Here is a 25,677-nt window from a genome sequence, read left to right as displayed (position 1 = left end):
CGACGCAGCTCCTGAAATTCGAAAACAGGCGTTAGCCATGGATATCGTCAGACTCGCAATCAACAATGCCCGCCTGACCATCTCGGTTCTGGTCTTCCTTCTGCTCGCAGGCTGGGTTGCTTATCAGTCAACGCCAAAGGAAGCGGAACCAGACGTTCCGATTCCGATGATGTATGTCAGCCTGATCTATCAGGGCATTTCGCCCGAAGATTCAGAGCGCCTTCTGCTGCGGCCGATGGAAAGCAAGCTGAAGAGCCTGAAGGGCCTCAAGGAAATGCGCTCGGCCGCCTTCCAGGGCGGCGGCTACGTGCTCGTCGAGTTCCAGCCGCAGACCAACCTGGCGACGGCACTGCAGGACACGCGCAGCAAGGTGCAGGATGGCAAGGCCGACCTGCCGCAGGCGGCTGAAGAGCCTGTTGTCACCGAGGTCAATATCTCCGAATTTCCCGTCCTGGTCGTCACCCTGTCAGGCGAATTGCCTGAGCGTGTGCTGACCGCTGCCGCGCGCGAACTGCGCGACCGCATCGAAGAAGTGCCCGGCGTTCTCGAAGGCTCGCTGCAAGGCGCGCGCGATGACCTCGTCGAGGTCGTCATCGACCCGATGAAGCTGTCTTCCTACGGCCTGCAGCTCGATCAGCTGATCGGCGCGGTGGGCGACTCCAACAGCCTGGTCGCCGCTGGCAATATCGAGGGCTCCGAGGGCAAATACGCCGTCAAGGTGCCGTCGCTGATCGAGACGCCTGAGGATGTGGCGGCGCTGCCGGTGGTCGCCGGTCCCAATGCCGTGGTTCAGGCCAAGGACATCGCGACGATCCGCTCCACCTTCAAGGATGCCGAGACGGTGACCCGTCTCAACGGCAAGCCGGCCATCGCCATCGAAGTGAAAAAGCGCATCGGTGCCAACCTGATCGACACGCTCGCCAAGGTCAGGGAGGTCTCCGACGCCTTCGTCAAGACCATGCCGCAAGGCATGAATGTCACCTACACGCAGGACAAGTCGGTCTTCGTCAACCAGCTGCTCGGCGATCTTCAGAACCATGTGATGATCGCCGTCATCCTGGTGTTCATCGTCATCCTCTACGCGCTGTCCGGCCGAGCATCACTGTTGATCGGCCTGGCCATTCCATCATCGTTCCTGATCGGCATCCTGTTGCTTGCGATGATGGGTTACACGATCAACATGATCGTGCTGTTCAGCCTGATCCTGGCGGTCGGCATGCTTGTCGACGATGCCATCATCGTCACCGAATTTGCCGAGCGGCGCATGGGCGAGGGTATGCCGAAGGCGGAAGCTTTCGCGCTTGCCGCCAAGCGCATGGCCGGTCCGGTCATCGCCGCCACGATGACGCGCATCGCCGCCTTCTCGCCGCTGCTGTTCTGGCCGGGCATCATCGGCGACTTCATGAAATACATGCCGATCACGCTGATCGTAACGCTGTCGGCGTCGATGCTCTACGCGCTGGTGTTCGCGCCGACGCTGGGGGCGATCTTCGCCAAGGCACCCGAGCACCATGCGGATGACAATCGCGACGGTTGGTACATGGCTATCGTCAAGCAGGCGGTGCGCTTCCCCATCACCGTGGTCGTGCTGACCGTGGCGCTGCTGTTCGGCGTCGGCTTTGCCTATTCGAAATATGGCGCCGGTGTCGAGTTCTTCCCCAGTGTCGAGCCAGACTACGGCCTGCTCTACGTGCACGCTCGCGGCAACCTTTCGCTGGCCGAAATGGATACCGCGACCAAGACCGCCGAAAACAGGCTGCTCGGCTGGCCCGGCATCAAATCGGTCTACACCCGCGTCGGCAAGACGCAAGGCGGCGGGCAGGATGTTCCGGAAGACGTGGTCGGCGTCATCCAGTATGAATTCATCGACTGGCGCGAGCGCAAGTCGGCGAACCAGATCCTGAGCGATTTGCGTGGCGTCATGGCCGGCATTCCCGGTGTCGATGTCGAGGTTCGTGTACCTGAAGCCGGTCCGCCAACTGGCAAGCCGATCCAGATCAGGCTTTCGGCGATCGATCCCAAGGGGCTCGACGACAAGGCGCGCGCCGTCGCGGCGCGCATTGCCAAGGTGCCCGGCGTCATCGATATTTCCGACGGCCTGCCGCCGCCCGGCGTCGACTGGGCGCTCGAGGTCGATCGCGCCAAGGCGGCGCAGTACGGCATCAGCCCGACTTCGGTCGGAACGGTGGTGCAGCTGGTGACCAATGGCCTGAAGCTCTCGGAATACCGGCCGGCAGGTGCTGACGATGCCGTCGACATCCGGCTGCGCCTGCCCGAAGACCGGCGCACGCTGTCGACGCTCGACGAGTTGAGGGTACAGACCTCGCAAGGTTCGGTGCCGATCTCGAATTTCGTCGTGCGCAAGCCCGAGCCGACTGTCGGCATCCTCAACCGCATCGATGGCGCCCGCACGGTGGTCGTCCAGGCCAACGTCGCCGCCGGCACCCAGGTCGCGGCGGTGCAGCAGGAGGTCACCAAGGCTGTCGCCGATATGGATCTCGGCAGTGGCATACGCTGGAAGCTGGCCGGTTCCAACGAGGACAGTGCGGAGGCCAGCGCCTTCCTCGGCAAGGCGTTTGGCGCGGCGATCTTCCTGATCTTCCTCGTGCTGCTGATGCAGTTCAACAAATTCACCAGCGTGCTGATGGTGCTGTCCTGCGTGGTCATGGCGACGATCGGCGTGTTCCTGGGGCTGCTGTTGACGGGAGAGGCATTCGGCATCGTCATGTCGGGCATCGGTGTCATTGCGCTGGCCGGCGTGGTGGTGAACAACAACATCGTGCTGATAGACACCTATGACCGGCTGCGTGAAGAAGGCTGGGACAAGATGGAAGCGGTGCTGCAGACCTGCCGCGAACGGGCCCGTCCCGTGGTGCTGACGGCGGTGTCGGCGATCCTCGGCGTGCTGCCGATCGCCTTTGGCCTCGGTCTCGAAATCTTCCATCATGAGACGACGATCAACGCGCCGTCGACGCAATGGTGGATCTCGCTGTCGTCGGCGATCGTCTTCGGCCTGTCCTTTGCCACCCTGCTGACGCTGGTGGTGACGCCGTCGATGCTGATGATCTTCACCCGCAGCAAGAACAGCCGCTTCTACGCGTTTTTCCGTCGGCTATTCCGGCGCGACAAGGGAAAGGTCTCGTCGACCGCCACACCGGATACGGATGTGGGCAGCGAGCCGGCTATCGCCTTTCCGAAGGCAGCCGAATAGACCTGCCTGCGAACCTCCGACGCAAAGGCCGCCCGGAACAACCGGGCGGCCTTTTGCATTGTCCCTTGAGCAAAATGCCGGCGCGGGGAGTTCTTAATGCCGATCACCACCATCCTCATCATCGTCCTGATCCTTGTCCTCATTGGCGCGATACCGGCCTGGCCGCATTCGCGCTCCTGGGGTTATGGGCCGTCGGGCATTGTCGGTGTCGTGCTGGTGGTGCTTCTGGTGCTGCTGTTGATGGGGCGGCTCTGAGCCGCCCCATTCGGTAGCGAGACGGTGTGGACAGACGGGCGGGGGGTGGCTGCACCCGCCGACGTGCCTATCAGGCCGCTTTCGCAACGCCATTTACGGTGGCGATGCCGATGTCCCCGAGAGCCTCGGCGACTGCTTGATCCAACGGCGTGCGCGGAGTCTCGCCGATGATGTGTTCCAGCCGCGTCGAGACCAGCCGATGCGGCTCGAAGCGCAGATAGGACATCGAGACGATCTCGCGCCACATGGCCACGAACGGGCTGCCGGCACGCAGCACCCACCAAGGCATCGAGGTCATCTTGAGTGCTCGGCCAAGCGCCTTCTCTGACGCGGCCTTTAGTTCCAGATCGGTGATTGCATGGCCTGGAAAGTTCAGCGCCTCATAGAAGCCGAGCTTGTCGAGATTGCGCGCCAACGCGACGAAGCCTACGGCGAAGTCCGGCAGGTAAGCCCATTCATGCACCAGATCGACCGGACCGGGCGCGGTATAGATGCCCTTGTTCATCTTGGCGGCGACGACGAGGTCGAACCACGATCCGCTGCCGGTGCCGCCGAAGAAATCGCCGGCGCGCAGGAGAATGGTGCGTACACGGCCGGCGTCGGCCTCGCGGCGAAACAGCTCTTCCATGGCGCAGCGTATGCGGCCCTTTTCCGTCGTCGGGTGGAAGGGCGTGTCCTCGGTGATCACCGCCGGCATCGGCGAGCCGTAATTGTAGACGGTGCCGGGAAAGAGGTGCAGCGCGCCGTTCGCATGGCAGGCGGCCATGACGTTTTCGGCCATCGGCAGGCACTTGCCCCAGTCGGTGTAGATCGGGTTGAGGCCATTGAAGATGATGTCGACGCCTTGCGTGGCGCGGATCATGGCTTCGCGGTCGAGCGCGTCGCCGGCAACGGCCGTGGCGCCTTTGAGTTCGGCCGGCACCTTGCCGCTGCGGGTGATGGCGCGGACATCATAACCGGCATCGATGAAGGCCTTGGCGACCACGCGGCCGAGCCGGCCATTGGCACCGAGAATTGCGATCTTGGTCATTTTTCGTCTCCGTGTCGATGTTTGCAGCTCGAATATGGTCTCCTCGCAGGCGAATGGAAATTGACTATGTATGGAGGTTTGATATTCATGAATGAATGAACGAAATCGACTGGAACCTGATCAAGAGCTTTGTCACCGTGGCGGAGACCGGCAGCCTGTCGGCCGCCGCTCGGAAGCTCTCGGCCAGCCAGCCGACGCTTGGCCGCCATATCGCCGAGCTTGAGCAGGCGCTTGACATCACGCTGTTCCGGCGTGGGCGACGCGGCTATGAACTGACGGAAGCCGGCAGCACTCTGTTCGAGCGCGGCAAGGCGGTTAGCGAGCAGGCGAGCGCCTTTTCCCTGCTGGCGCTGGGGTCGGTCGAGGCGATCGAAGGCACGGTGCGCATTGCCGCCAGCGAGGTGGTGGCAGCTTATGTGCTGCCGGAGATAACGGCGCGGCTCGGCATCGAGGAGCCCGGCATCGAGGTCGAGATCGTTGCCTCGAACCAGGTCGAGAACCTGTTGCGCCGCGATGCCGACATCGCCATCCGCATGGTCAAGCCCGGGCAGAACGAGTTGCTGGCGCGCAAGGTCTGCGATATCAGGCTCTGCGCCTGCGCGGCCAAGTCCTACCTCGACAGGCGCGGCCGCCCGCTGAAATCTGCCGACCTTGTCGAGCACGCTCTGGTCGGCTTCGACCGCAGCGACGAGATGATCAGAGGCTTCACCCAGCACGGCATACCGGTCACCCGGAACAGCTTCCGCTTCAGGGCCGACAACCAGATCGTCTTGTGGGAAGCGGTGCGGGCGGGAAACGGCATTGGCCTCGGCCAGGAGCCGCTGGCAGACAGCGATCCATTGATGGAAAAGGTGCTGCCTGGCCTGCCGCTGCCGGTGCTGCCGGTATGGCTGGCCATGCATCGCGACGTGCGCACCAGCGTGCGCATCCGCCGCGTGGCGGATTTCCTCTACGAGGAACTCAAACGCTACTCGGCCGGCGTGGCGTCGGGCGCGAATTCGGCGCGGTGAGCAAGCCCGGCCATCAGCAGCACGACGACCAGCAGCGCCGACATGGCGATGAAGATCGGGCCGAAGCTGAAATGCTCGGCAACGAAACCGATCGCCGACGGTGCCACCAAAATGCCGGAATAGCCCATGGTGGTGACCACGCTCATGCCGGTGCCCGACGACATGCCTTCCTGGTTGCCGCCGGCCGAAAAGATGATCGGCACCATGTTGGCGATGCCGAAGCCGCACAAGGCAAAGGCCGCGATTGCAAGCCAGGGCGAGGGTGACAGCCCGGCGATCAGCATGCCGGCGGCAGCGACGAGCGCCGACGCGCGCAACGTCATCACCGCGCCGAGGCGGTTGCGAACGCCGTCGCCGAAGAAGCGCATGATCGCCATGACACCTGAGAAGGCGGCATAGGCAAGACCGGCAACGGCAAGGTCTGCACCAAGTTCCTGCCTGAGATACAGTGCCGCCCAGTCGAGCACCGCGCCTTCGGAGATCATCGTCAGCAGCGCCATCAAGCCGACGAGGTAGACCAGCGGATTTCCCGGCAGCGCGAATTTGTGATGTTCGGTCGCCTGCGGCCTGTCCTCGGCGACCAGATGGCGAACCGCCACCGCGATCACCGCGAAGGCGAGCGCCGTCACCACCGCAGCGTGAGCGAGGTGGCCGCAGTGCTGGATGGCAAAGCCGCCAAGGCCGCCGCCGGCGAAACCGCCAAGGCTCCAGAAGCCGTGCGAGGACGACATGATGGCGCGCGAGAGCCGCCGTTCGACCACCACCGCATTGGCATTCATGGCGACGTCCATGCCGCCGATCGAGCCGCCGAAGATGAACATGGCGATGGCCGCCAGCGGCACGTTGGGGGCCAGCGCCACCACCAGCAGCCCAAGGCTGCCGCAAAGGCCGAACCAGCGCAGCACGGTGCGCGAACCATGTTTCGAGATCAGGTGGCCGCACCAGGTCATCGCGGTGACAGCGCCGGCGCCGAACAGCAGGATCAGCAGGCCGAGCGTGAACTTCGTGATCTCCAGCCGTGTCAGAAACACCGGGATCTGCGGCGCCCAGCTGCCGGTCAGGAAGCCGTTGGCGAGGAAAATGGCCGCTACGGCCCATCGTCCGCGAATGGCAGTCTGGATGGCGTTTTGCGCGTCCAAGGCTCGAATCCGGTCAAGAAATAGCGTTGCGCGGCAAATTAGATCGATTCAATTTTCAGTCAAGCGGTCTTTCGGAAAAGCATTTGGGCCAAACACCGCCTTGGAAATGGCCGGGTAATGTCGAGGGCTAACTAATGGTCCTTGGGCCGCCGCGCCTCGAATTCAGCCTTCTTGGCATCGGAGGCCTCGGTCTGGTTGAGCGCCTGCCATTCAGCATAGGGCATGCCGTAGACGATCTCGCGCGACTGGTCCTTGGACAGGCCAACGCCTTCGGCCTCGGCAGCTTCGCGATACCAGTTTGACAGGCAGTTGCGGCAGAAGCCGGCGAGGTTCATCAGGTCGATGTTCTGCACGTCGTTGCGCTCGCGCAGATGCTCGACCAGACGGCGAAAGGCGGCAGCCTCGAAATCACGCTTCTGCTCGTCGCTGAGTTCGGTCATCGAAACCTCCTTGCGGCTTTAAAGCGGCCCGGTGCGGGAGCCGAATTGCTTGACCACATGTATATCAGGACGGCGGTCGATCGCGTCAACGATCGGCGCCAGGCGCTGCGCCCAGACGATCGCGCCTGTCTGGTCCGATATCAGGTCTTGGCGGATCTCGATCAGCGCATGAGCGAAGCCGTTGACGATGGCGTGCTTGTACATGGTGTCGCCGCGCAGCGCACCGTCATAGGGTTCGTTGTCGCCAACCACGAGGCTCTTGTCACCGGCCAGCATGTCTATCAGCGGCCGCGCCACCCGGTCATCCCGATCCCACAGGATGCCGACATGCCAGGGACGTTGGATCCCTTGCATGACCGGGGTGAAGGAATGCACCGAGAAGATGAAGGGCGTCTGGGCAGAGGCCTGCGCGACCGAGGCAATCATGGCGCCGACGGCGTCGTGATAGGGCCGGTAGAAGGCGTCGAGCCGCCTTTCGCGCTCCTCGGCAGCAATCGGGTAATTCCCGGGCACGACGGTGCCGTCATAAAGCTGGCGAATGAGCGTCGGATCATCCTCGCCCCGATTGGGGTCGATCAGCAGCCGTGAGAAATTGGCCATTACCGCAGGCACACCGAGCAGAGCAGCCAGTTCGCGCGTCACCGCCTCGACGCCGATATCATAGGCGATGTGACGGTCGAACTCCTCCGCCGGCAGGCCGAGGCTGCCATAGTCCTCCGGCAGATCGCGGCGGGCATGGTCGCCCAGAAGCACAATGCCTCGCTTGCGGTCGCCTTCGACGATGTCGAAAGGCGCGAAAACTGTGGATCGGGTCATTGGCGGGAAATGGTCTGTTCGCTGGCTTCCGGGGAGGGTGCTATCGTCATTCCACGAAGACGACGCTTGCGCAATGCCGTTGTTTGGCCAAGGTTTCCCGGGAAATCTGGCAGAAGTCGGCGAATTGTGCGCCGGAGCCTTTCTAAATCGATTGGAATTGGACAAAACGGCGCGTTGACATGCGCCCGGACTTTTCCGAAAAGGGGCGCAGAGAGATGCAGATGTGGTTCTTGAGGGGTTTTCGGATGGGTTCCGCCGGCAGGCAGCGCATGCGCTCCGCCTTTGCCATGCCGCTCCTGATCCTTGCCGTGGGCCTGTCGGCGATGGTCATGGCCTCGCCGGCGCGTGCCGATTTCCGTGTCTGCAACGCCACGCAGAACCTGGTCGGCGTCGGCATCGGCTATCGCGCCAAGGCCGGCTGGATCACCGAGGGCTGGTGGCACATCGAGGGATCGAGCTGCAAGACGCTGATCGAAGGACCGCTGTCATCAAGGTTTTACTATCTTTATGCAGAAGACGCCGAGCGCGGTGGACGCTGGGACGGCCCGATCAACATGTGCGTGGCTGAAAAAGAGTTCAAGATCGCCGGCGTAACCGATTGCGTCGCCCGGGGCTTTCAGCGCGCCGGATTCCAGGAATATGACACGGGCGAACAGGCAAGCTGGATGGTCCAGCTGACCGATGAGCCCGCAACGGGAGGCGCTCCAGCCGCCCCGGGAACAAACAGTCAATGAGACGTAGCCGCAAGGTCAAGATCCTAGCCACCATCGGTCCGGCCTCCTCGTCGGAGGAGATGCTGAAGAAATTGTTCGAAGCGGGCGCCGATGTGTTCCGCATCAATATGAGCCATACCGATCACGAGCTGATGCGCACGCTGGTCGGACGCATCCGTACAGTCGAGGAAGCGGTCGGCCGGCCGATTGGTATTCTGGCCGACCTGCAAGGCCCCAAGCTGCGCGTCGGCAAGTTCGCCAATGGCAAGGAAGTGCTGACTGTCGGCCAGACCTTCACGCTCGACAACAATCCCGAGCCGGGCACATCAACCAGGGTCTACCTGCCGCATCCCGAAATCCTGAGCTCGGTCGAGGCCGGTCATCGCTTGCTGATCGATGACGGCAAGCTCGAATTGAAGGCGGTGAGAAGCGACGGCAAGTCGATCGTCTGCACGGTCATTGCCGGCACCACGATTTCCGACAAGAAAGGCGTCAGCCTGCCAGATACCGATCTGCCGGTCGGAGCGCTGACCGAGAAGGACCGCAAGGATCTCGATGCCGTTCTGTCGACGGGCGTCGACTGGGTCGCGCTGTCGTTCGTGCAGCGGCCGGAGGATCTGGCCGAAGCGCGCAAGATCGCGCGCGGCCGGGCATTGATCATGGCCAAGATCGAAAAGCCGCAGGCCGTTGCGCGGCTGGCCGAGATCATAGAACTGTCCGATGCGCTGATGGTCGCCCGCGGCGATCTCGGTGTCGAAATGCCGCTCGAGGCGGTGCCCGGCATCCAGAAGCAGATCACGCGCGCTGCACGCCGCGCCGGTAAGCCGGTGGTGGTTGCAACGCAGATGCTGGAATCGATGATCACCGCTCCCGTGCCGACCCGCGCCGAGGTGTCCGATGTTTCGATCGCCGTCTTCGAAGGCGCCGATGCCATCATGCTGTCGGCGGAGTCCGCCGCAGGCGCCTATCCGGTCGAAGCGGTGGCGATGATGGACCGCATCGCCACCAAGGTCGAAACCGATCCGACCTATGCCGGGATCATCAACGCGCAGCGCTCCGAGCCGGAAGCAACCGGCGCCGACGCCATTTCGCTGGCCGCCCGCGAGATCGCCGAGACGCTGAAACTGTCGGCGATCATCACCTATACGGCGTCCGGTACCACCGGCCTGCGCGCCGCCCGCGAGCGTCCGCAGGTGCCGATCATTGCGCTGTCGCCGATCCTCAACACGGCGCGGCGGCTGTCGCTGCTGTGGGGCACGCATTGCGTCGTCTCGCCCGATGCCAGCGACCTCGACGACATGGTCAACCGCGCCTGCCGCATCGCCTTCGACGAAGGTTTCGGCAAGCCGGGCGATCGTGTCATCATCACCGCCGGCGTGCCGCTGAGAACCCCCGGTTCGACCAACATGCTGCGCATCGCCTATGTCGGATCGGACGTGCAAAGCACCCGTTAGATCGGTTCGCCTGAACCAGCAAGCGTGATCAGGTCGGCGCGAGTTCGGCCTGCGGCACCTTGAGGTCGGCGCATTTGCCGGCGCCGTAAGCGTCGCCGGCGATACGCGCTTCCACGGTCCTGGCCATCGCCTGCAGGTCGATCTCCTTGCCGGCGGCCTTCTCGATGGCGCCGACGACCAGGTCGGGGGCAATCCAGTCCGGCTTATGGCCGAGATTGTGCACCCAGACCAGCTCGGCGCCGGCAATGTCGCGGACGAGGCCGATAGAGTGAATCTGCGCATAGACGACCTTGTCGCGGTCGCCCGAAATGACCACGGTCGGCGCCTTGATCTCGGCGTAGCGGGGCGCGGCACCAAGGGCATAGCGATAGAGCCCGGCGACGTCGGTGGCGTTGGCGCGAAAGGCCGGTGGCCGCAGCACCAGCGGGATCGAGGCCGTGACGAGATAATTGTCCGGCACCTTGTTGGGCGAGAAGACGCAGGTCGTGGCATCAGCCATCTGCAGCGTTCCCGCGGGATAGCTCAGTGTCTCGGAGAACAGCCAGCCGATCACCGGAATGGTCGTCAGATCATAGTACCAGGAGGTTGCGCCGCCCGGCCAGGGATGGGTCGCCGGCGCGAGAAAGACCAGCCCAAGCGTCTTGTCGGCATGCTCGCGGCCGAACGCGGTGGTCGCGGCGGCGCCAAAGGAATGGCCGACGACGACAGCTTTCTTCATGCCGAGACGGTCCATCAGCGCGGCGATGGTGTTGGCCTGGGCCGACGGGCTTTCGTTGTTGCCAGGGCCACGCTCCGACCAGCCGAAACCCGGCCGGTCGAGGAACAGCATTTCGGCGCGGCCTTCGAGCAGCGGCCGCAGCGGCAGCATCTGATCCCTGAGATTGGCACTGGCGCCATGGATGAAGACGATCGGCGGCAGCGAGGCATTCGCAGGCGCCGGAATATGCACATAGTGGATGCGGGCGTCATTGATGTCGGCGAAGTCACCAATCGGTGGATTGCGCCGCTCGATAAGCCACGACCCGACGCGGGTGACGCCGACAAGGCCGAAGACAAGCGCCATCAGGAAGGCGAGGGCAGCGTAGATCAGGTTCATGCGGGGAAAATACGGGCTGGAGCGGAATTAGTTCTGGGCAGGGGAGCAGGGGCATGTGCAATCTGCACTCACTTACTGCCTTACTCCCCTATTCCCTTAAAGGCATCAAATGCCTTCGCCGGCAAGCTCTTCCGACAGTGAGGCGACCTGGTCCTGGGCGCTGCGCATCATCGGATAGATGGCCAGCACCTTTTGCCAGGCCTCGAGCGCCGATTGCTTGTGGCCGGTCAGGGCCATGATCTGCGCCAGGCCGGACAGCGCTCCGAAATGGCGCGGCTCGAGCTGCAGCGTATGGTCGATGTCAGACATCGACTTACCATAGTTCTTCATCATGAAATGCACGGTGGCGCGCCGGTTCCAGCCTTCGGCATAGGTCGGCTGCAGGGTCACCACCTGATCGAGGAAATCGAGAGCGACATCGAATTTCTGGCCTTCTATGGCCTTTTGCGACCACATCATCATCAGGTCGATCGAGGCGCTGCCGGATTGGAACCACTCGCTCCAGATGTTGCCGGCAATGCGCTCGGCGGCCTTTTCGTTGCGCTCGCGCTTCAGGTCGCTGAACAGCTGGTCGAGATGGGCCTGTTTCGTCATCACCGGCGGCGGGGCATCCGGGGCCGCCGGCGCCGCCGCCTGATCATCCGCCCGAGCCGGTAAGGCGACGGCACCGGAAACGAGAAAGATTGCCAGAAATGCAAAAAGAATCCGCATCACCCGACTCTAATCCCGGGCGGCGGAACATCAAAGTGATTTTAGCGTGAGAAGGTCGGAGGACGACAAGCATCAATTGGCGGAGGCACGAAGCCTCCGGCCGAAAGCTCAGCCCTGGCGTGCCTTGTAGCGCGGGGCAGTCTTGTTGATGACGTAGACGCGGCCCTTGCGGCGAACCAGCTGGTTGTCGCGATGACGCGCCTTCAGCGCCTTGAGCGAATTCTTGATCTTCATGGTCTTGCCTGTCGGTGTGGACCCGGTCCGGGTCGAAATTTTAAGGCGCGCCAGAAGAGGCGCCTTTGAACTGTGGGTGGCTCATAAACGAGGAGCCTTGTCCGTGTCAACCGCAAGCGTGCTCTATGACAGGGCGAACCTGCCATATCATCAAATATCCGCCATGTCGGCCTGGCGGCATTGCACGGCCTCCAGCCGGCTGGGATGATGCGGCCGCCGTGAAGTGATTTGGGGATGAATATGCGCCGAATTTTCCTGTCCGCCTGCCTTGTCTTGCTGGCGGGAGCTTCGGCTGCCCGGGCGCAGGAATGCGACCGCAGCGACGACAGCCAGCAGATGATGAACATCTGTGCCGGGGAGGACTATCAGGCCGCGGACGCCAGATTGAACAAGGCCTACCAGGACCTCATCAGCTCGGATGATGCCGACAGCAAGAAGTTGCTGCAGGCGGCGCAACGCGCCTGGATCGCCTTCCGCGACGCCGAATGCGCTCACTCGACCGCGGCCAGCGCGGGCGGCTCGATCCATTCGATGGAAGTTTCGCAATGCCTGACCAGGCTGACCAATGACCGCACCAAGCAGCTCGCTGCCGCGGCCAATTGCGAGGAGGGTGACGCGAGTTGCGCCAGTCCTGACGAGGACGAGAGCGGTGACGTACAATAACGCGGGTTTGTGAAGTCAGGCGCGAAGGCTGACCCGGGTGAAATGGCCCATCTTGCGGCCGGGCCGGGCCTCGGCCTTGCCATAGAGATGCAGCATCAGGTCGGGCTCGGCGAGCAATTCGGCGACACGCAGCACATCGTCACCGATCAGGTTTTCCATCACGCAGTCAAAATGGCGTTTCGGGTCTCCCAGCGGTAAGCCGGCGACGGCGCGGATGTGCTGCTCAAACTGCGAGACGATGCAGGCGGCTTCCGTCCAATGGCCGGAATTGTGCACCCGCGGAGCGATCTCGTTGGCCAGCAGCGAACCGTCGGGCAGCACGAAGAACTCAACGCCGATGACGCCGACATAGTCGAGCGCCGACAATATCTTCGATGCTGCCGCCTGTGCCGCGGCGGCTGTCTCGGGCCTAATGGCGGCCGGCAAGGTCGAAGTGTGGAGTATGCCTTTGCGGTGGACATTTTCGGCCGGATCGTAGGCGGCGACGGCGCCGTCCAGCCCTCGTGCCGCGATCACCGAAATCTCGCGCTCGAACGGCACGAAGCTCTCCAGGATCAGCGGTACATTGCCCATCGCCTCGCAAGTGCCGGCGAAACCGCCGGCTTCCATGTTGCGGAAGACGCGCTGGCCCTTGCCGTCGTAGCCCATGCGGCGTGTCTTCAATATGCCACTGCCGCCGAATGCTTTCAGCGCCGCCGTCAGCTCGTCGTCATTGTCGACGGGGCGGAAATCCGCGGTGGCAATGCCGATGCCATTGAGGAATGTCTTTTCGCTCACCCGGTCCTGCGCGACTTCAAGCGCGCGAGCCGGCGGATAGACCGGAACCTTGGCGGCCAGCGCGCTCGCAGCCGCAACCGGCACGTTCTCGAACTCGTAGGTCATGACGGAACTCGCCGCCGCCAGCTCGGCAAGTGCGGCCGGGTCGTCATAGGCAGCCGTTATCTGCCGGTTGGCGACCTGTGCTGCCGGGCAATCCGCTTGCGGCTCCAGCACCACCGTGCGGTAGCCAAGGCGAGCAGCCGCCATCGCCAGCATGCGGCCGAGCTGGCCGCCGCCAATGATGCCGATCGTCGATCCGGCGGGCAGGCTCACGCTGCATCCGTCGGTTCGACCGCGACCTTGGCGGTCTGCGAGGCGCGCCAGTCGTCCAGCCGCGTCGCAAGCTTGTCGTCGTAAAGCGCGAGCACGGCGGCAGCCAGTAGTGCAGCGTTGGTCGCACCGGCCTTGCCGATGGCCAGCGTCCCGACGGGAATGCCGGCCGGCATCTGGACGATCGAGAGCAGGGAATCCTGCCCGGAAAGCGCTTTCGATTCGACCGGTACGCCGAACACCGGCAGCGGCGTCATCGCCGCGGTCATGCCTGGCAGGTGCGCCGCACCGCCGGCGCCGGCGATGATCACCTTGTAGCCGGCAGCCTTGGCGCCCTTGGCGAAATCATAGAGACGGTCGGGTGTGCGATGCGCGGAGACGATCAACCGCTTGTGCGGGATGCCGAGTGCCTCCAGCGTTTCAGCCGCATGGCGCATGGTTGCCCAGTCGGACTGGCTGCCCATGATGATGGCGACATCGGCGCGTTGATCGTCCAAGTCCTTGCTCCTCGGCGACAAAGGCGCGCCTTAGCGGAATTCGGGCGAAGCCGCAAGGATAGGCGGCCGCCGCTGCCGTTTGGCAAGACGGAAAGTGGGTCCTCCGGAGTCCAGACGTCAGATGCTGCCGCGCTCGGCCTCGGGTTTCGAAACCAGCAAGGCCGAAGCGGCGTTGGCGGCGGTGACGGCGGCCCGCATGGCCTCTCCACGGGCAAGTGCGGCGGCCAGCGCACCAACGAATTCATCGCCCGCGCCATGCGTGCTGACGACCTTGACCGGGATGGCCGGCAACGCGAAGGCGGCACCGGTCCGGTCGCAACAAGCGACGCCCTCGCCGCCCGCCGTCACAATTGCGGTTGGGCAGAGTTCGACCAGAAGTCGCGCCGCTTGCGCGGCACCTTCCAGTGTTTCGACCACAGCCAGGCCGGTCAGGAATTCCGCCTCGATGGCGTTGACCACCAGGATGTCGACGAGCGCGATCAGTTCACTGGAGAGTTTGCGCGCGGGGGCGGCATTGAGCAGGACGCGGCAGCCATGTCTCTTCACCGCGCGTGCGGCGGCAACGTTGGCGGCCTCAGGTATCTCGTTCTGCAAAAGCAGTACGGACGTTTGTGCCACTACCTTGGAAGCAGCCGCGATGTCCCTGTCGCCAAGCGTGAGATTGCTGCCCGAAACGATCACCGCGCCGTAGTCGCCGCTTTCGTCGAAGATCGCCACGCTCATGCCGGACCCGGCGTCCGGCGCCAGCCGAACGAAGCGACGGTCGACGCCGGCACGATCGAGATTGGCCAGTAGCGCCCTGCCGAAATCATCGTCGCCGACGGCGCCGATCATCGCCACGCGCATACCGGCCCTTGCCGCCGAAACCGCCTGGTTGCCGCCCTTGCCACCGCATTTCGGGTGCCAGGCATGGCCGGTCACCGTCTCGCCCTTGCGCGGGCGGTCGGGCGCGTCGACCATGATGTCATAGTGCAGGCTGCCGAACACGGTGACCAGCGGCGTTGTCCTCATGAGCCCCGGTCTTTTCGTTTTGATGTCACCGCCGACATGGTGCGGCCGAGATTGCGTTCCGCCGCCTGGTAGTCGCGCTGCGCCACCGCCACGAACAACGCGTCGAGGATGTTGAGTTGGGCGATGCGGGCCGCCGCGTTCTCCCCCATCAGCGGCGAGCCCTGCGCGGTGGAGCACAGCACGACGTCGGCAACCGCGGCCAACGGCGAATTGTTGTAGTTGGTGATAGCGAGCGAGCGGGCGCCGTTCCTGCGGGCAAGCTGGATGGCGTCGATGACAGCCGACGTATTGCCGGAGTGCGAGAAGCCGACGGCGATGTCGTCGGGGCCGAGCAGCGAGGCCGACATCAGCATCATGTGCGAGTCATCAAAGACATTCGTGCGGATGCCGATGCGCAGGAATTTGTGCGAGACGTCGCGTGCGATCTGCGCCGAACCGCCGACGCCGTAGAAGTCACGGTTTCCGGCGCGGTAGAGCAGATCGGCGGCGCGGTCGAAATCCTCGATGTCGAGGATGGCCAGAGTCTCCTCCAGCGCCTGGATGGAGGTGCGGAACACCTTCTGCACGATCTCTGCCGAACTGTCGTCCGACGACAGTTCCTGGTGCATCTCCGCGGTCGGCAGGCGGCTGTATTCATAGACGGCGGTGCGGAAGTCGCGATAGCCGGAGAAGCCGAGCTTCTTGGCGATCTTGACGACCATCGCTTCCGACACGCCGGATTCCTCGGCGATCCGCTTCAGCGGAATGCTCTCGTCGAAGCCGCGTCGGCCAAAGACCGTTTCCACCACCTTCGCCTCCAGCGGTGTGAGATGCGGCATCATCATGCGGATGCGCGGTCCCACCGCCTTCAGGTCCAGCCCGCTCGAGGTCATCCACGTCCCCTCGTCATACGTCAGGCCCGAGCATGATTTCCTGGATGATGGCCTGCGACGTCACCGCGTCCTGGCGCTCGATGGCGGCGGACAGCCGGTTGTCCTGGTCGATCCGGTCGACGACCCGCAGCATGCGCTTGACGGTGGCAATATTGACCTCGCACTCATGCACCGGATCGAGACCCGTCATGTCGGGGAAGGTGTCGAAATAGATAGCGCCGGCGTAGCCGTCCCTGCGGATCTGCCGGAGCAGTTCGATGGTCTGCAGCGTATGCACGGCGCCGACCATCAGGCCGTCGTCGCGTTTGGCGTAGCCGTCATTGAGATGCACGCCGAGCAGCTTGCTGTGGCGCGCCACCAGGGCGGCGGCGAAGGCCGGCTGCTCGTCGGCATAGAGCACATGGGCGAAATCGAGCGTGACGCCGAGATTGGGCAGTCCGACATCGCGGATTGCCAGCAAGGTCGTCGCCGCATCCGGCATCAGGCTGTAGGAGCGCGGCTCGTTTGGCTTGTACTCCAGGCTGATCTGGCAGCCGGGGTCATGCGCGGCTACTTCACGAATTCCGTCAATTTCGTGTTGCCAGAGTGTCGCATAGTCGGCCTGGAAGGCGTAATCGAAGCCATCCTGTCCGAGCCACAGCGTCATCAGGCTGGCGCCGGCCTCGCGCACGGCGTCGATGCCGGCCTTGGTCAGGTCGATGGCTTCGCGGCGCACTGCCGGATCCGGGTTGGTGAAGGCGCCGAGCTTGAAGGCCGGGTTGGAGTAGTAGCGCATGGCGAAGCCATTAATGGAAAGGCCAAGGTTGCCCAAGTTTCGCGCGATTTCAGCCGGCCTTTCGCTGACATGGTCGGGGAAATTCAAATCGAGGTCGGTCAGCCCGGCAACCCTGGCAGCGCGCGCTGCCATCTGCATCAGTGACGGCTTGCCGGTGAGATCCGGCCATTCGGCCTGCGGCTGCGAGGCAAAGGAATTCAGGCGCGTGGCGAAACGATTGGCTGTCATGATTGGCCCTTCAACGTTCATAACTTCACACAACCAAAGATATTTGTAAAGTTATTGATGTCAGGGCGTTAGATCAACGGTCAGGCCGCAATCCCGGCCCGGCCGAGCCGCACAAACGCGCGCCGGCAAGCGGCGACTTCTTGACTGGCGCCGTGGGTCGGAGAATCTGTCAGGGCGGCGGCGGGATCAGTGACGAGGCTGGACCTCCTCACACCGCCGCCTTGCGGAAGCGGGCGACGAAGTCGTCGAGTTCGGGGCGCTCCATGTCGGAGATCGCCCAGTAGGAGAACGCGCCGTCGCTCCAGTGCACCAGCGAGAAGCCGCCTGACGAGAGATCGTCAGGTGCTGTGGTGCCGCCGCCCTGCTGCGGTTCGGCGACCAGCGTGATCAGATGCTCGCGGTGGCGGTAGACCAGCGCCGGTACCGGCCGGTCGGCGATCACCTCGACTCGGCCGCCGATCAATGCGTAGCCATCCTGGGCGAGGTCCGGCGCCGGCGGCGACACGCCGATCCGAGCATCTAGCCACGGCTTCACCGTGTGGCGGTCGGACGAGACGATGTCGATTGGGCTCGCCGCAAGCAGGCTACGGCGATGGCCGCTGGCGACCGCCGCGGCAAAGCTGTCGGACGCGCTGTTGACCATCACCCATTGTGTCGCGCCGCTTGCCAGCACGGCGCTGATCATGATCGACGCTGCCATGGCACGCCAGTCGAACGAGCCGAAGCGGCGTGCCCTAGGCAGGACCCGCGTCTGCGACGGGCGTGTCTCGGCGTTTCGCCTCTGGCCTCCGCCGGTCGGGATAATCAACCCCGGTTGCGCCGGCGGCGCGCCCTGCTGCGGCTCCGCCGGCTCGTCTTGCGTCTGTTGTGCCATGGCTGCAACGCCGATCGCCGCGATGCGGGCCTGAAAGGCATCGCTGACATCGGGGCGCGGCAAGCGGTTCACCGCCGCATGCAAGGCGACGATGCGAGCGTGTTCGGCGGCAAGCTGCGGGTCGGCGGCAATGCGCCGCTCCACCGCCAGCGCCGCGGCCGCGTCGAGCTCGCCATCAATGAGGGCATGGATCATCAGCCTGATACCTTCGGGATCGTTGGGCAGTCCGTCGTCATGGTTGGTCATGGCGCTCTCCCCAGTTCAGACACAAGCAGGCCGCGGGCACGGGCCAGCCGCGACATGACGGTGCCCATCGGCACGCCGAGCATCGCCGCTATCTCGCGATAGCTGAGGCCGTTGATATCGCGCAGCACCAGCGTCTCGCGAAACGGCTGCGGCAGTGCCGCGATCGCCGCTTCCAGTGCCGCCGTGTCGGCCCTGGCGATCAGGCTCGCCTCCGGACCGTCTTCGTCCGGCAGCCTGGTACCGTGCGCCGCTGCCATCTCGTCGAGATCGCCGAGGTCGCCGACGGCCAGCATGGCGCGCGGCCGGTTGCGCGACATCCAGGTGTAGGCGGTGTTGCGCACGATGGTCAGCAGCCAGGCGCGGGCATTGCCGCCGGCATAGCCGGCAATTCCGGCATGCGCCTTCACGCAGGCTTCCTGCACAACATCCTCGGCATCGGCGGCATTGCCGGTCAGCCAGCGGGCGAGCGCAAGCGCATCGCCGAGATGGGGCAGCACCACCTCACCGAAGCGCTCGGCCAGGGCCTTTTCGCTCAACACGGCAGCATGATCCGGCACTCCGGGCAGGTTCTGCCATGCGCCCTCAAGGCGCGACGGTGATCTTGCCCTGCATGTGCGGGTGGAGCCCGCAGAAATAGGCAAAGTCGCCTGCTTTGGTGAAGGTGAATTCATATGTGTCACCGGTGTCAAGCGCCTTGGGGGAGGGACTGACGACGATCATGCACTCCGGCGCGAGACGACAGCTGGTGCCATGGTCGCTGTCATCCTCGCAATGATGGGGCATGTCAGGCTCCTCAACGCCTGCAATGGCGTATGTCGAGGAGACTTGTTCCAGTGACGGTTTATTCCCGCCGGGTGCAAATGCGGCCGTTCACAGTCGCGTGATCAGCCGGTCGTAGCCGCTGCATTTTTGGATGTATGTCGGTTTGGCGCTCAATCCGGCCAGCGCAATGAGCCGGACGAATCCTTGCGGGCGGGCTTCATGGCGTCGATCGGTCGGTCGGCCGCGGTCAATACGGCTCGCAGCCGTTCGGCGACGATCTCCGCTTCGCCAGGGTGCAGATTGCACGGGTCGAGGAAGAAATGGCCGCGCTCCACCTCGTGGTTGCGCACAATGATGGGCGGCGGGCCTGCCGCCAGGGCCGAGGCGAGGCCGGTGGCGGTGAACCGGCTCTCGGGCGACACGAAGATCTGCAGCCGGTCGAGCGGATTGGCGGTCGGATCAGGGATGATCTGCGCGACGATGCCCGGCAAGCCCTGCAACGTGTCCTTCCAAAGGTTGAGGGCTGCTTCTTCACGCCGGCGGATGCCGGCATGGTCCCGCTTTTCCCAGGCTTCCAGTGCCGCCATGGTGCCGGCGATGCTCTCCTTGCCGACCTTCATGGCGCGTGCGACGCCGCGGTTCTGCAGATAGGCGGCGCGCACCAGATCCTTGCGCCCGGTGACGATGCCGCTGGTCGGTCCGCTGAGGAATTTGTGTCCGCTGTAGATGACGATGTCGGCGCCGCGCTCCAGGAAGCCGCGCAGGTCATATTCGGAAGCGGCGTCGACAATCACCGGGACGCCCTTGGCGTGGCAGATTTCGCAGAATTCCTCCAGCGACAGCATGCCGTACTGCACGGTGTGGTGCGCGACGACATAGAGGCCCGCCGCCGTGCGGTCGCGGATCGCGTCGCGCACATGATAGTCCTGGGTCACACTGACCGTGCCGGCGGGAATGGTCCTTGCTCCGGCCAGCCGGATCGACTGGTCGATCGGGGCGCCGTAGTTGACGATGTGACCGAGCTGGACGATGACTTCCGACTTGAGGTCCTCGGTGTCGTCCGGCAGGCGCTCGATGGCGAGCAGGTTGGTTCCGGTCATCGCGCCGGCGATCGCCATGGTGATGCCGCTGGCACAGCAAGCGGTGATGAAACCGGCCTCGCCGCCGGTGAGGCGGGCAACGACCGTGCTTGCGGCGCGCTGCAGATCGTCCATCTCCACCCATTGCGAGGCTATTTCAGCCATGGCGCTGATCGCTTCCGGGACGATGATCGATGCGCCAAGCGCAGTCATCGTGCCGGAAACATTGATGATCGGGCGAAGGCCGAGCCGTTCGCGGATGGTGGTGTTGGAGCCGTCGGCGGAATAGGTGTTCATCTCTCGGATTCCATTTCTAAAGGTCAGGCGGCGATCTCGACAACCGCCTCGATTTCAACGGTGATATTTCCGGGCAAGGAGCCGACCCCGATCGCCGAGCGGGCATGACCGCCAATATTGTCGAAGACATCGGCGAACAGGTCGGAACAACCGTTGACCACCTTTGGGTGATCGCTGAAGGTCGGTATCGCGTTGACGAAGCCGAGCAGCTTGACGATGCGCACGATGCGACCGAGGTCGCCGGCGGCTGCGTGCATGACGGCGAGGAGATTGAGGCCAGTGAGGCGGGCATGCTGATAGGCCTCCTCGACGGTGACATCGTCTCCCACCTTGCCGGTGAACAGCGTGCCGTCGGCCCGCAGTGGTCCCTGACCGGACAGGAAAATCAACCGCCCGCTTTCGGCATGGGTGACGAAGTTGGCGATCGGGGTCGGCGGCTCGGGCAGCGTCAAGCCGAGTTCGGCGAGCCGGATGTAGGGCGTCATCAAATGCTCCTTGCGAACAGCTTTCGCTGTCCAGTGTCAGAAATGCGAGGCGCGGAAGCGCGCCAGGAAAGTGCGGAGGCGCTCGTTGGTGGTCTCTGCCGCGAGAATCTCCTTGGGTGGGCCGACGGCGCTGACGCCACCATCGGCCATGAAGACGATGCGGCTCGAAGCATCGCGGGCGAAGGCCATCTCATGTGTCACCATCAGCATGGTCATGCCGTCCTCCGCGAGGCTGCGGACGACGGCCAGCACTTCGCCGACGAGTTCGGGATCGAGCGCCGAGGTTATCTCGTCAAGCAACAGGATCTTCGGCTCCATAGCCACGGCCCGCGCAATACCGACGCGCTGCTGCTGGCCGCCTGACAGTTCGGCGGGGAGGCTGTCGGCCTTGTGGGCGAGGCCGACGCGGCCGAGCCAGTGCTCGGCGATCGAGCGCGCCTCGGCTTCGCTTTTTCCACGCACCTTGCGCAGCCCGAGCATGATGTTGCCGGCCGCCGTCAGGTGCGGAAACAGGTTGAAGCTCTGGAACACCATCCCGGTTTCGGCACGCATCGCGGCGAGATCGCGTTCGCTGCGGCGCTGACGGGTTCCCGGGTCGCGAAAGCCCACCTCCTTGCCGTCGATGCGGATCGAGCCGCTGTCGTAGCTTTCCAGGAAGTTGACGCAACGCAGCAGCGTCGTCTTGCCGCTGCCCGAGGGGCCGATGACCGTCACCACCTCGCCGCGCGCCACCTCCAGGCTGACCGAACGCAGGACTTGCACGGCGCCAAAGGATTTGGAAACGTCGCGGACGTCGAGAAGGGCCGGCGTGTCGTTCGAACTTGTGGACATTGCTATTCCCGGATGAAGGAGAAACGCCGCTCGAGCCGCCGGCTGGCGAGCGAAAGGGCGTAGTTGACCGCGAAGTAGATGAGCGCACCGAGGATATAGAGCGGCATGGCCTCGTAGGTACGGCCGATGACCTGGTTGATGGCCTGCATCAGGTCGGTGATGCCGAGCAGCGACACCAGTGCGCTGCCCTTGACCGCATCGGTGACGCCGTTGATCCAGGGTGGCAGGAAGCGCCTGAACGCTTGCGGGAAGATGACGTAGGCTAGGCGCTGGCGGAAGGTCAGCCCGATCGCCATCGAGGCTTCCGACTGCCCTTTCGGGATCGAGCCGACCGCACCCCTAAGATACTCGATGACCTGCGCCGTCTTGAACAAAGTGAGAGCAAGCACGGCGGCCCAGAACGACGGCAGATGAAGCCCGATCGCGGGCAGGCCGTAATAGACGAAGAACATCAGCACCAGGATCGGAATGCCGCGGATCGTGTCGCTGAAGATGCGTACCGCCCAGCGCAGTGGCGCGGGACCATAAACCAGGCCGACGCCGAGCAGGACGCCGGCGATGAGCGACAGGACCACGACCAGCAGCGACACCCACAAGGTCAAGGCGAAGCCCTGGGCGAGGAACGGCAAGGCATAGGCGATCTGGGTGAGCATGTCAGCGCGCCGCCCTGAATCGGCGCTCGACCAACCGCAACCCGAAAAGCAGCGCATAGCCGGTCAAGAGATACATCGCCGTCGTGACCAGGTAGACCTCGACGATGCGGAAGGTGTTGAAATTGATCCACTGGGCGCCGTAGGTGAGCTCCGGCACCGAAATGACCGAGGCTATCGAAGTGTCCTTAAACAGCGAGATGAAGGTGTTGGACAGCGCCGGCAAGGTGATGCGCAGCATGGTCGGCAGGCGCACATGGACCAGTCGCTGCCATGGCGTCAGGCCAATCGCCTTGCCGGCATCGAGTTGGCCGCGTGGGACGGCTTCGAGCCCGGAGCGGAACACCTCGACCAGATACGCGCCGCTATAGACCGACAGCGTCAAGATGAACGAGGTCGGGGCGCTGTAGGCAAGATCGACCACCGTCGGCAGGCCGTAGAACACCAGATAGACGAGCAGGATCAGCGGCACATTGCGGATGAATTCGACGTAGGCGGCGATGATTGTACGCACCACGCGCCCGGCCGAAACGTACCAGACCGCCAGAACCAGGCCGATGACGATGCCGATGGCAATCGAGATGATGGCCAGTTCGAGACTGAGCAGCAGTCCGCCCCACAGCTTGTCGAAATGCCGCCAGATCAGGTTGAAATTCAGGGCATAGCCCATGCGTCAGCCTCAGTGCGAAGGGCCGTCGAGGAGAAGCTGGCGGAAGGGCGCTGAATGCCGCCCTTCCGCCAACTGGATCAGATAACCGGAAAACCGGGATGGCGAGCCGGCGGCTCCTGTCCGAAGTAATCCTTGAACGCCGCGTCGTAGAGCGCCGTTTCGTGACCGAACATGGCGATGGTGAAAGTCTGATTGACGAAGGTCAGCCAGTCGAGATCGCCTTGCCGGAGTGCCGCACCGTACAGCATCGAGAACCAGCTCTTGCCGGCGTCGAAGTATTTGTCCGGATTGCGCGAGGCAAGCCAACGCACGGTCGAAAGATCGACCGCTGCAGCGTCGACGCGCTTGGCTTCCAGTGCTTGCAACACGTTGGCCTGGGTGTCGATCTGCATCACCTGCGACTGCGGCAGAGCTATGTGCACCGATGCTTCGGCATCGACGTTCTGCAATATGGAGACGCGTGTCGCCGAACCAGCGGCAAGCAATTTGTCGAAAGTCTTGTTCTCGGCGGTGGGAAGGGTCAGCAGCGCGACGCCTTCGACATAGTAAGGCCGGGAAAAGTTGATGAGCTGCGAGCGCTGGGCGCTCATCGTCATGAACTGGATGGTGATGTCGACCTTGTTGGTGGTGACGTTCGGAATGCGCTGCGCCGGATCCTGCATGACGAACTCGACCTTGGTCGGATCGTCGAAAAGGCCCTTGGCAAGGATACGTCCCATGGTGATGTCCATGCCGACCAGTTCGCCGGCATCGTTTTCGAAGTGCCAGGGCGCATTGGTGCTGCCAGTGCCGACAATCAGCTTGCCGCGGTCGAGCACGGTGCGCAGCAGGCTGTCGGATGCTGCCTGAGCGGCAGCCTTCTGGGCATCGACGGTTGCAAGCACGCCAGCCGTGGCCAGTCCCGCCATTCCAAATTTCAGAAAATCACGTCTTCCGGATGTGTCGTTCACGGCGACCTCCTTTCGTGTTGTGTTCCCCTATGCACAGGAAATTCACGCATCGTCGATTTTCAGAGCGATAGTCTCTTACAAGAGACGTATGTATCCTGTACAAGACAGATACTAGCATCAGGAATCGACAATGCAAGACGGCAATGCCCCAGCAGTTTCAGCCGACGAGAAGATTTCGGGCTCCCGCGAAAAAGGCCTCAACCGGGTCCTCGAGATCCTGGAATTTCTGCACACGACGCAGCGCGCGATCGGCATTGGCGATCTTGCCAAGGGGGTGAACGCACCCCGCTCGACGACCTACACGCTTGTGCGGTCGCTGGTGGATGCCGGCCTGCTGGAAATGGCCGGCGACGGCAATCGCGTCTATTTCGGCAAGAAGCTCTATCTCTACGGAATGGATTATGTGCGCGGCAACGACCTCTTGAGGCGCGGGCGCCAGGAGGTCGACAATCTGTCGCGCGAAACGGGCGAGACCTCGGAACTGTGTATGCTGCAGAGCGGCCGCTATACGATCGTCCATTCAAGCCCGGGCACCAGGCCGTTCCGCATCAGCTCCGCCACCGGCCTGCAGATACCGCTGCCCTGGACCGCTTCGGGACGGCTGCTGCTGGCGGGCTTCCAACAGGCCCAGATCGAAGACATGGTGTCCGAAGACGATCTCGTCCTGCCGGACGGTCGCAGATTGCTTCTCAACGACTTCATCGCCGACATAGCGAAGGCCGAAGCCACAGGCTATTGCGTCACCTCGGGCCTTGTGGATGCCTATACGAAATGCCTCGCCGCGCCCGTCTTTTCAGGGCCTGGCAAGGTCGAGGCGACGATGTGCCTGGTGGTTCCCATCGACACGTCCGAGGAGCGGACCGGCAGTCTCATCGGTCTGCTGCGCGACCGCGCCGCCAGGCTTTCGATCGCCGGATAGCTGCAAGGCGATCAGGATCGACCCCGGCTCGTCGTCTCACGCAATGATGTCGGGGATGATCTTGTCTTCCAGCGCCATCAGCCGGTCCTTGAGGAACAGCTTCTTCTTTTTCATGCGCTGGATCTGCAGCGGGTCGCAGTTCGTGGCGATCATTGCGTTGATCGCCGCATCGAAATCGGCGTGTTCCTGCTTCAGCCGGGAAAATTCGAGGCGAATATCGGCCTGTTCCTGATCGGACATTCTCTACCGTCTGCACGTCTGCGGCGCCCAAAAACTGGGCCTGATTGGGCGGGACCGGCAACTTCTGCCGCTGGCGCGCAGCCCATATCACATTTCACATTGTCGTGGAATGCTACCACGCAGCATTCGACATCGCCGCCGGATGGTGGCACAGTGTCATTGTGCCGTCACAGAAGCGAACCTGCGGTGGACGCGCCGTGACGGTTGCAATCGAGGAAAACCATGAAAGGGAGAACCAATCATGTCTCTTGCTTCCCATCTTGATGAGTTGCAGCGGAAACACGGCGACATCGAGCGCGAGATCGATGACGCGATGAACCATCCGTCGGTGGACGACCTCGAAATCGTGAATCTGAAGCGACGCAAGCTGGCACTCAAGGACGAGATTGAAAAACTGAGAGCACAACCGACCACGCATTGATGCCCTCCT

At 63.5% G+C, this 25,677-nt stretch carries 30 protein-coding genes; 8 read left to right on the top strand and 22 right to left on the bottom strand.

Annotated features, from left to right (window positions below):
* The first annotated feature begins 37 nt into the window (after window positions 1-37).
* Both CGZ66_RS26335 and CGZ66_RS26330 read left to right on the top strand, forming a co-directional pair.
* Window positions 38-3,211: an efflux RND transporter permease subunit gene (locus CGZ66_RS26335; protein WP_095089437.1), complete on the top strand. Its 3,174-nt coding sequence runs from the start codon at window positions 38-40 to the stop codon at window positions 3,209-3,211.
* A gap of 96 nt (window positions 3,212-3,307) precedes the next feature.
* On the top strand, window positions 3,308-3,466 hold the full coding sequence (locus CGZ66_RS26330) for a DUF3309 family protein (protein WP_095089435.1): 159 nt from the start codon (window positions 3,308-3,310) through the stop codon (window positions 3,464-3,466).
* Window positions 3,467-3,536: 70 nt separating this feature from the next.
* Here CGZ66_RS26330 and CGZ66_RS26325 read toward each other — a convergent pair whose 3' ends face one another.
* Window positions 3,537-4,496: an SDR family oxidoreductase gene (locus CGZ66_RS26325; protein ID WP_095089433.1), complete on the bottom strand. Its 960-nt coding sequence runs from the start codon at window positions 4,494-4,496 to the stop codon at window positions 3,537-3,539.
* A 95-nt stretch (window positions 4,497-4,591) separates the two neighbouring features.
* On the opposite strand from CGZ66_RS26325, the gene CGZ66_RS26320 reads away from it, so the two are divergent.
* Complete coding sequence (locus CGZ66_RS26320; protein ID WP_095089431.1) at window positions 4,592-5,506, top strand: LysR family transcriptional regulator; 915 nt, start codon at window positions 4,592-4,594, stop codon at window positions 5,504-5,506.
* On the opposite strand, the gene CGZ66_RS26315 is transcribed toward CGZ66_RS26320, so the two are convergent.
* The 3 genes from CGZ66_RS26315 to CGZ66_RS26305 all read right to left on the bottom strand — a co-directional run bounded on the left by CGZ66_RS26315 (window position 5,464) and on the right by CGZ66_RS26305 (window position 7,901).
* Window positions 5,464-6,645, bottom strand: coding sequence for an MFS transporter (locus CGZ66_RS26315; RefSeq protein WP_095089429.1), 1,182 nt, complete (start codon window positions 6,643-6,645; stop codon window positions 5,464-5,466). The genes CGZ66_RS26320 and CGZ66_RS26315 overlap by 43 nt on opposite strands.
* A gap of 131 nt (window positions 6,646-6,776) precedes the next feature.
* Window positions 6,777-7,085: a DUF1244 domain-containing protein gene (locus CGZ66_RS26310; protein ID WP_095089427.1), complete on the bottom strand. Its 309-nt coding sequence runs from the start codon at window positions 7,083-7,085 to the stop codon at window positions 6,777-6,779.
* Between the two features lie 18 nt (window positions 7,086-7,103).
* On the bottom strand, window positions 7,104-7,901 hold the full coding sequence (locus tag CGZ66_RS26305) for an N-formylglutamate amidohydrolase (RefSeq protein ID WP_095089425.1): 798 nt from the start codon (window positions 7,899-7,901) through the stop codon (window positions 7,104-7,106).
* A gap of 287 nt (window positions 7,902-8,188) precedes the next feature.
* On the opposite strand from CGZ66_RS26305, the gene CGZ66_RS26300 reads away from it, so the two are divergent.
* Both CGZ66_RS26300 and pyk read left to right on the top strand, forming a co-directional pair.
* Complete coding sequence (locus CGZ66_RS26300; RefSeq protein ID WP_245331228.1) at window positions 8,189-8,635, top strand: DUF1036 domain-containing protein; 447 nt, start codon at window positions 8,189-8,191, stop codon at window positions 8,633-8,635.
* Entirely contained in the window at window positions 8,632-10,068 is a 1,437-nt protein-coding gene (gene pyk, locus CGZ66_RS26295) for a pyruvate kinase (RefSeq protein ID WP_095089422.1), read from the top strand. The genes CGZ66_RS26300 and pyk overlap by 4 nt, the downstream gene beginning before the upstream one ends.
* A 28-nt stretch (window positions 10,069-10,096) precedes the next feature.
* Here the strand turns inward: pyk and CGZ66_RS26290 are convergent, their stop codons facing one another.
* The 3 genes from CGZ66_RS26290 to ykgO all read right to left on the bottom strand — a co-directional run bounded on the left by CGZ66_RS26290 (window position 10,097) and on the right by ykgO (window position 12,109).
* Entirely contained in the window at window positions 10,097-11,164 is a 1,068-nt protein-coding gene (locus tag CGZ66_RS26290) for an alpha/beta fold hydrolase (RefSeq protein WP_095089420.1), read from the bottom strand.
* Window positions 11,165-11,269: 105 nt separating this feature from the next.
* The gene (locus CGZ66_RS26285; RefSeq protein WP_095089419.1) at window positions 11,270-11,875 is read right to left on the bottom strand and encodes a tetratricopeptide repeat protein; all 606 of its coding nucleotides are present in this window, start codon (window positions 11,873-11,875) and stop codon (window positions 11,270-11,272) included.
* A 108-nt stretch (window positions 11,876-11,983) separates the two neighbouring features.
* Entirely contained in the window at window positions 11,984-12,109 is a 126-nt protein-coding gene (gene ykgO, locus CGZ66_RS26280) for a type B 50S ribosomal protein L36 (RefSeq protein ID WP_095089417.1), read from the bottom strand.
* A gap of 240 nt (window positions 12,110-12,349) precedes the next feature.
* Here ykgO and CGZ66_RS26275 point away from each other — a divergent pair, with 240 nt between their 5' ends.
* Window positions 12,350-12,772, top strand: coding sequence for a lysozyme inhibitor LprI family protein (locus CGZ66_RS26275; RefSeq protein ID WP_095089632.1), 423 nt, complete (start codon window positions 12,350-12,352; stop codon window positions 12,770-12,772).
* Window positions 12,773-12,787: 15 nt separating this feature from the next.
* Here CGZ66_RS26275 and CGZ66_RS26270 read toward each other — a convergent pair whose 3' ends face one another.
* The 14 genes from CGZ66_RS26270 to CGZ66_RS26205 form a co-directional block, all read right to left on the bottom strand.
* Window positions 12,788-13,864 carry a 5-(carboxyamino)imidazole ribonucleotide synthase gene (locus CGZ66_RS26270; RefSeq protein WP_095089415.1) on the bottom strand — a complete coding sequence of 359 codons (1,077 nt, stop codon included), beginning with the start codon at window positions 13,862-13,864 and terminating at the stop codon, window positions 12,788-12,790.
* On the bottom strand, window positions 13,861-14,358 hold the full coding sequence (gene purE, locus CGZ66_RS26265; protein ID WP_095089414.1) for a 5-(carboxyamino)imidazole ribonucleotide mutase: 498 nt from the start codon (window positions 14,356-14,358) through the stop codon (window positions 13,861-13,863). The genes CGZ66_RS26270 and purE overlap by 4 nt, the downstream gene beginning before the upstream one ends.
* Window positions 14,359-14,475: 117 nt before the next feature.
* On the bottom strand, window positions 14,476-15,369 hold the full coding sequence (locus CGZ66_RS26260; protein ID WP_095089412.1) for a ribokinase: 894 nt from the start codon (window positions 15,367-15,369) through the stop codon (window positions 14,476-14,478).
* Window positions 15,366-16,241, bottom strand: a complete 876-nt coding sequence (locus tag CGZ66_RS26255) for a MurR/RpiR family transcriptional regulator (protein WP_095089411.1) — start codon at window positions 16,239-16,241, stop codon at window positions 15,366-15,368. The genes CGZ66_RS26260 and CGZ66_RS26255 overlap by 4 nt, the downstream gene beginning before the upstream one ends.
* Window positions 16,242-16,254: 13 nt before the next feature.
* Window positions 16,255-17,244 carry a sugar phosphate isomerase/epimerase family protein gene (locus CGZ66_RS26250; RefSeq protein WP_095089630.1) on the bottom strand — a complete coding sequence of 330 codons (990 nt, stop codon included), beginning with the start codon at window positions 17,242-17,244 and terminating at the stop codon, window positions 16,255-16,257.
* Between the two features lie 208 nt (window positions 17,245-17,452).
* A complete protein-coding gene (locus CGZ66_RS26245; protein ID WP_095089409.1) occupies window positions 17,453-18,364 on the bottom strand; it encodes an anti-sigma factor family protein in 912 nt (303 codons plus the stop codon).
* The gene (locus CGZ66_RS26240; protein WP_095089628.1) at window positions 18,361-18,900 is read right to left on the bottom strand and encodes a sigma-70 family RNA polymerase sigma factor; all 540 of its coding nucleotides are present in this window, start codon (window positions 18,898-18,900) and stop codon (window positions 18,361-18,363) included. The genes CGZ66_RS26245 and CGZ66_RS26240 overlap by 4 nt, the downstream gene beginning before the upstream one ends.
* Window positions 18,901-18,946: 46 nt before the next feature.
* Window positions 18,947-19,147 (bottom strand): plastocyanin/azurin family copper-binding protein, encoded by a 201-nt coding sequence (locus CGZ66_RS40410; protein WP_095089408.1) that lies wholly within the window; start codon window positions 19,145-19,147, stop codon window positions 18,947-18,949.
* A gap of 149 nt (window positions 19,148-19,296) precedes the next feature.
* Window positions 19,297-20,502, bottom strand: a complete 1,206-nt coding sequence (locus tag CGZ66_RS26230; protein ID WP_095089407.1) for an aminotransferase class V-fold PLP-dependent enzyme — start codon at window positions 20,500-20,502, stop codon at window positions 19,297-19,299.
* A 23-nt stretch (window positions 20,503-20,525) separates the two neighbouring features.
* A complete protein-coding gene (locus tag CGZ66_RS26225; RefSeq protein ID WP_095089405.1) occupies window positions 20,526-20,987 on the bottom strand; it encodes a RidA family protein in 462 nt (153 codons plus the stop codon).
* A 36-nt stretch (window positions 20,988-21,023) separates the two neighbouring features.
* Entirely contained in the window at window positions 21,024-21,818 is a 795-nt protein-coding gene (locus CGZ66_RS26220; RefSeq protein ID WP_095089404.1) for an amino acid ABC transporter ATP-binding protein, read from the bottom strand.
* A 2-nt stretch (window positions 21,819-21,820) separates the two neighbouring features.
* On the bottom strand, window positions 21,821-22,471 hold the full coding sequence (locus CGZ66_RS26215) for an amino acid ABC transporter permease (protein ID WP_095089403.1): 651 nt from the start codon (window positions 22,469-22,471) through the stop codon (window positions 21,821-21,823).
* Window position 22,472: 1 nt separating this feature from the next.
* Complete coding sequence (locus tag CGZ66_RS26210) at window positions 22,473-23,138, bottom strand: amino acid ABC transporter permease (protein ID WP_095089401.1); 666 nt, start codon at window positions 23,136-23,138, stop codon at window positions 22,473-22,475.
* 77 nt (window positions 23,139-23,215) lie between these two features.
* A complete protein-coding gene (locus CGZ66_RS26205) occupies window positions 23,216-24,088 on the bottom strand; it encodes a transporter substrate-binding protein (protein ID WP_095089400.1) in 873 nt (290 codons plus the stop codon).
* Window positions 24,089-24,218: 130 nt separating this feature from the next.
* On the opposite strand from CGZ66_RS26205, the gene CGZ66_RS26200 reads away from it, so the two are divergent.
* Window positions 24,219-25,007: an IclR family transcriptional regulator gene (locus CGZ66_RS26200; RefSeq protein ID WP_095089399.1), complete on the top strand. Its 789-nt coding sequence runs from the start codon at window positions 24,219-24,221 to the stop codon at window positions 25,005-25,007.
* A 36-nt stretch (window positions 25,008-25,043) separates the two neighbouring features.
* On the opposite strand, the gene CGZ66_RS26195 is transcribed toward CGZ66_RS26200, so the two are convergent.
* Window positions 25,044-25,247 (bottom strand): YdcH family protein, encoded by a 204-nt coding sequence (locus CGZ66_RS26195; protein ID WP_095089397.1) that lies wholly within the window; start codon window positions 25,245-25,247, stop codon window positions 25,044-25,046.
* 241 nt (window positions 25,248-25,488) lie between these two features.
* Between CGZ66_RS26195 and CGZ66_RS26190 the strand changes: the two genes are divergently transcribed.
* Window positions 25,489-25,668, top strand: coding sequence for a YdcH family protein (locus CGZ66_RS26190; protein ID WP_027023510.1), 180 nt, complete (start codon window positions 25,489-25,491; stop codon window positions 25,666-25,668).
* The last annotated feature ends 9 nt before the right edge of the window (window positions 25,669-25,677 follow it).

Source organism: Mesorhizobium sophorae (genome assembly GCF_002270415.1).
GTDB classification, from domain to species: domain Bacteria; phylum Pseudomonadota; class Alphaproteobacteria; order Rhizobiales; family Rhizobiaceae; genus Mesorhizobium; species Mesorhizobium sophorae.
Note: the sequence above shows the minus strand (reverse complement) of the source record. Positions and strands in the feature narration are given on the sequence as shown.

What these genes read in the sequence shown, in the direction of transcription:
- CGZ66_RS26335 (WP_095089437.1), top strand. Translation starts at nt 38, where the DNA reads ATGGATATCGTCAGACTCGCAATCAACAATGCCCGCCTGACCATCTCG.
- CGZ66_RS26330 (WP_095089435.1), top strand. Translation starts at nt 3,308, where the DNA reads ATGCCGATCACCACCATCCTCATCATCGTCCTGATCCTTGTCCTCATT.
- CGZ66_RS26325 (WP_095089433.1), bottom strand. Translation starts at nt 4,496, where the DNA reads ATGACCAAGATCGCAATTCTCGGTGCCAATGGCCGGCTCGGCCGCGTG.
- CGZ66_RS26320 (WP_095089431.1), top strand. Translation starts at nt 4,592, where the DNA reads ATGAACGAAATCGACTGGAACCTGATCAAGAGCTTTGTCACCGTGGCG.
- CGZ66_RS26310 (WP_095089427.1), bottom strand. Translation starts at nt 7,085, where the DNA reads ATGACCGAACTCAGCGACGAGCAGAAGCGTGATTTCGAGGCTGCCGCC.
- CGZ66_RS26305 (WP_095089425.1), bottom strand. Translation starts at nt 7,901, where the DNA reads ATGACCCGATCCACAGTTTTCGCGCCTTTCGACATCGTCGAAGGCGAC.
- CGZ66_RS26300 (WP_245331228.1), top strand. Translation starts at nt 8,189, where the DNA reads ATGCCGCTCCTGATCCTTGCCGTGGGCCTGTCGGCGATGGTCATGGCC.
- pyk (WP_095089422.1), top strand. Translation starts at nt 8,632, where the DNA reads ATGAGACGTAGCCGCAAGGTCAAGATCCTAGCCACCATCGGTCCGGCC.
- CGZ66_RS26290 (WP_095089420.1), bottom strand. Translation starts at nt 11,164, where the DNA reads ATGAACCTGATCTACGCTGCCCTCGCCTTCCTGATGGCGCTTGTCTTC.
- CGZ66_RS26285 (WP_095089419.1), bottom strand. Translation starts at nt 11,875, where the DNA reads ATGCGGATTCTTTTTGCATTTCTGGCAATCTTTCTCGTTTCCGGTGCC.
- ykgO (WP_095089417.1), bottom strand. Translation starts at nt 12,109, where the DNA reads ATGAAGATCAAGAATTCGCTCAAGGCGCTGAAGGCGCGTCATCGCGAC.
- CGZ66_RS26275 (WP_095089632.1), top strand. Translation starts at nt 12,350, where the DNA reads ATGCGCCGAATTTTCCTGTCCGCCTGCCTTGTCTTGCTGGCGGGAGCT.
- CGZ66_RS26260 (WP_095089412.1), bottom strand. Translation starts at nt 15,369, where the DNA reads ATGAGGACAACGCCGCTGGTCACCGTGTTCGGCAGCCTGCACTATGAC.
- CGZ66_RS26255 (WP_095089411.1), bottom strand. Translation starts at nt 16,241, where the DNA reads ATGACCTCGAGCGGGCTGGACCTGAAGGCGGTGGGACCGCGCATCCGC.
- CGZ66_RS26250 (WP_095089630.1), bottom strand. Translation starts at nt 17,244, where the DNA reads ATGACAGCCAATCGTTTCGCCACGCGCCTGAATTCCTTTGCCTCGCAG.
- CGZ66_RS26245 (WP_095089409.1), bottom strand. Translation starts at nt 18,364, where the DNA reads ATGACCAACCATGACGACGGACTGCCCAACGATCCCGAAGGTATCAGG.
- CGZ66_RS40410 (WP_095089408.1), bottom strand. Translation starts at nt 19,147, where the DNA reads ATGCCCCATCATTGCGAGGATGACAGCGACCATGGCACCAGCTGTCGT.
- CGZ66_RS26230 (WP_095089407.1), bottom strand. Translation starts at nt 20,502, where the DNA reads ATGAACACCTATTCCGCCGACGGCTCCAACACCACCATCCGCGAACGG.
- CGZ66_RS26225 (WP_095089405.1), bottom strand. Translation starts at nt 20,987, where the DNA reads ATGACGCCCTACATCCGGCTCGCCGAACTCGGCTTGACGCTGCCCGAG.
- CGZ66_RS26220 (WP_095089404.1), bottom strand. Translation starts at nt 21,818, where the DNA reads ATGTCCACAAGTTCGAACGACACGCCGGCCCTTCTCGACGTCCGCGAC.
- CGZ66_RS26215 (WP_095089403.1), bottom strand. Translation starts at nt 22,471, where the DNA reads ATGCTCACCCAGATCGCCTATGCCTTGCCGTTCCTCGCCCAGGGCTTC.
- CGZ66_RS26210 (WP_095089401.1), bottom strand. Translation starts at nt 23,138, where the DNA reads ATGGGCTATGCCCTGAATTTCAACCTGATCTGGCGGCATTTCGACAAG.
- CGZ66_RS26200 (WP_095089399.1), top strand. Translation starts at nt 24,219, where the DNA reads ATGCAAGACGGCAATGCCCCAGCAGTTTCAGCCGACGAGAAGATTTCG.
- CGZ66_RS26195 (WP_095089397.1), bottom strand. Translation starts at nt 25,247, where the DNA reads ATGTCCGATCAGGAACAGGCCGATATTCGCCTCGAATTTTCCCGGCTG.
- CGZ66_RS26190 (WP_027023510.1), top strand. Translation starts at nt 25,489, where the DNA reads ATGTCTCTTGCTTCCCATCTTGATGAGTTGCAGCGGAAACACGGCGAC.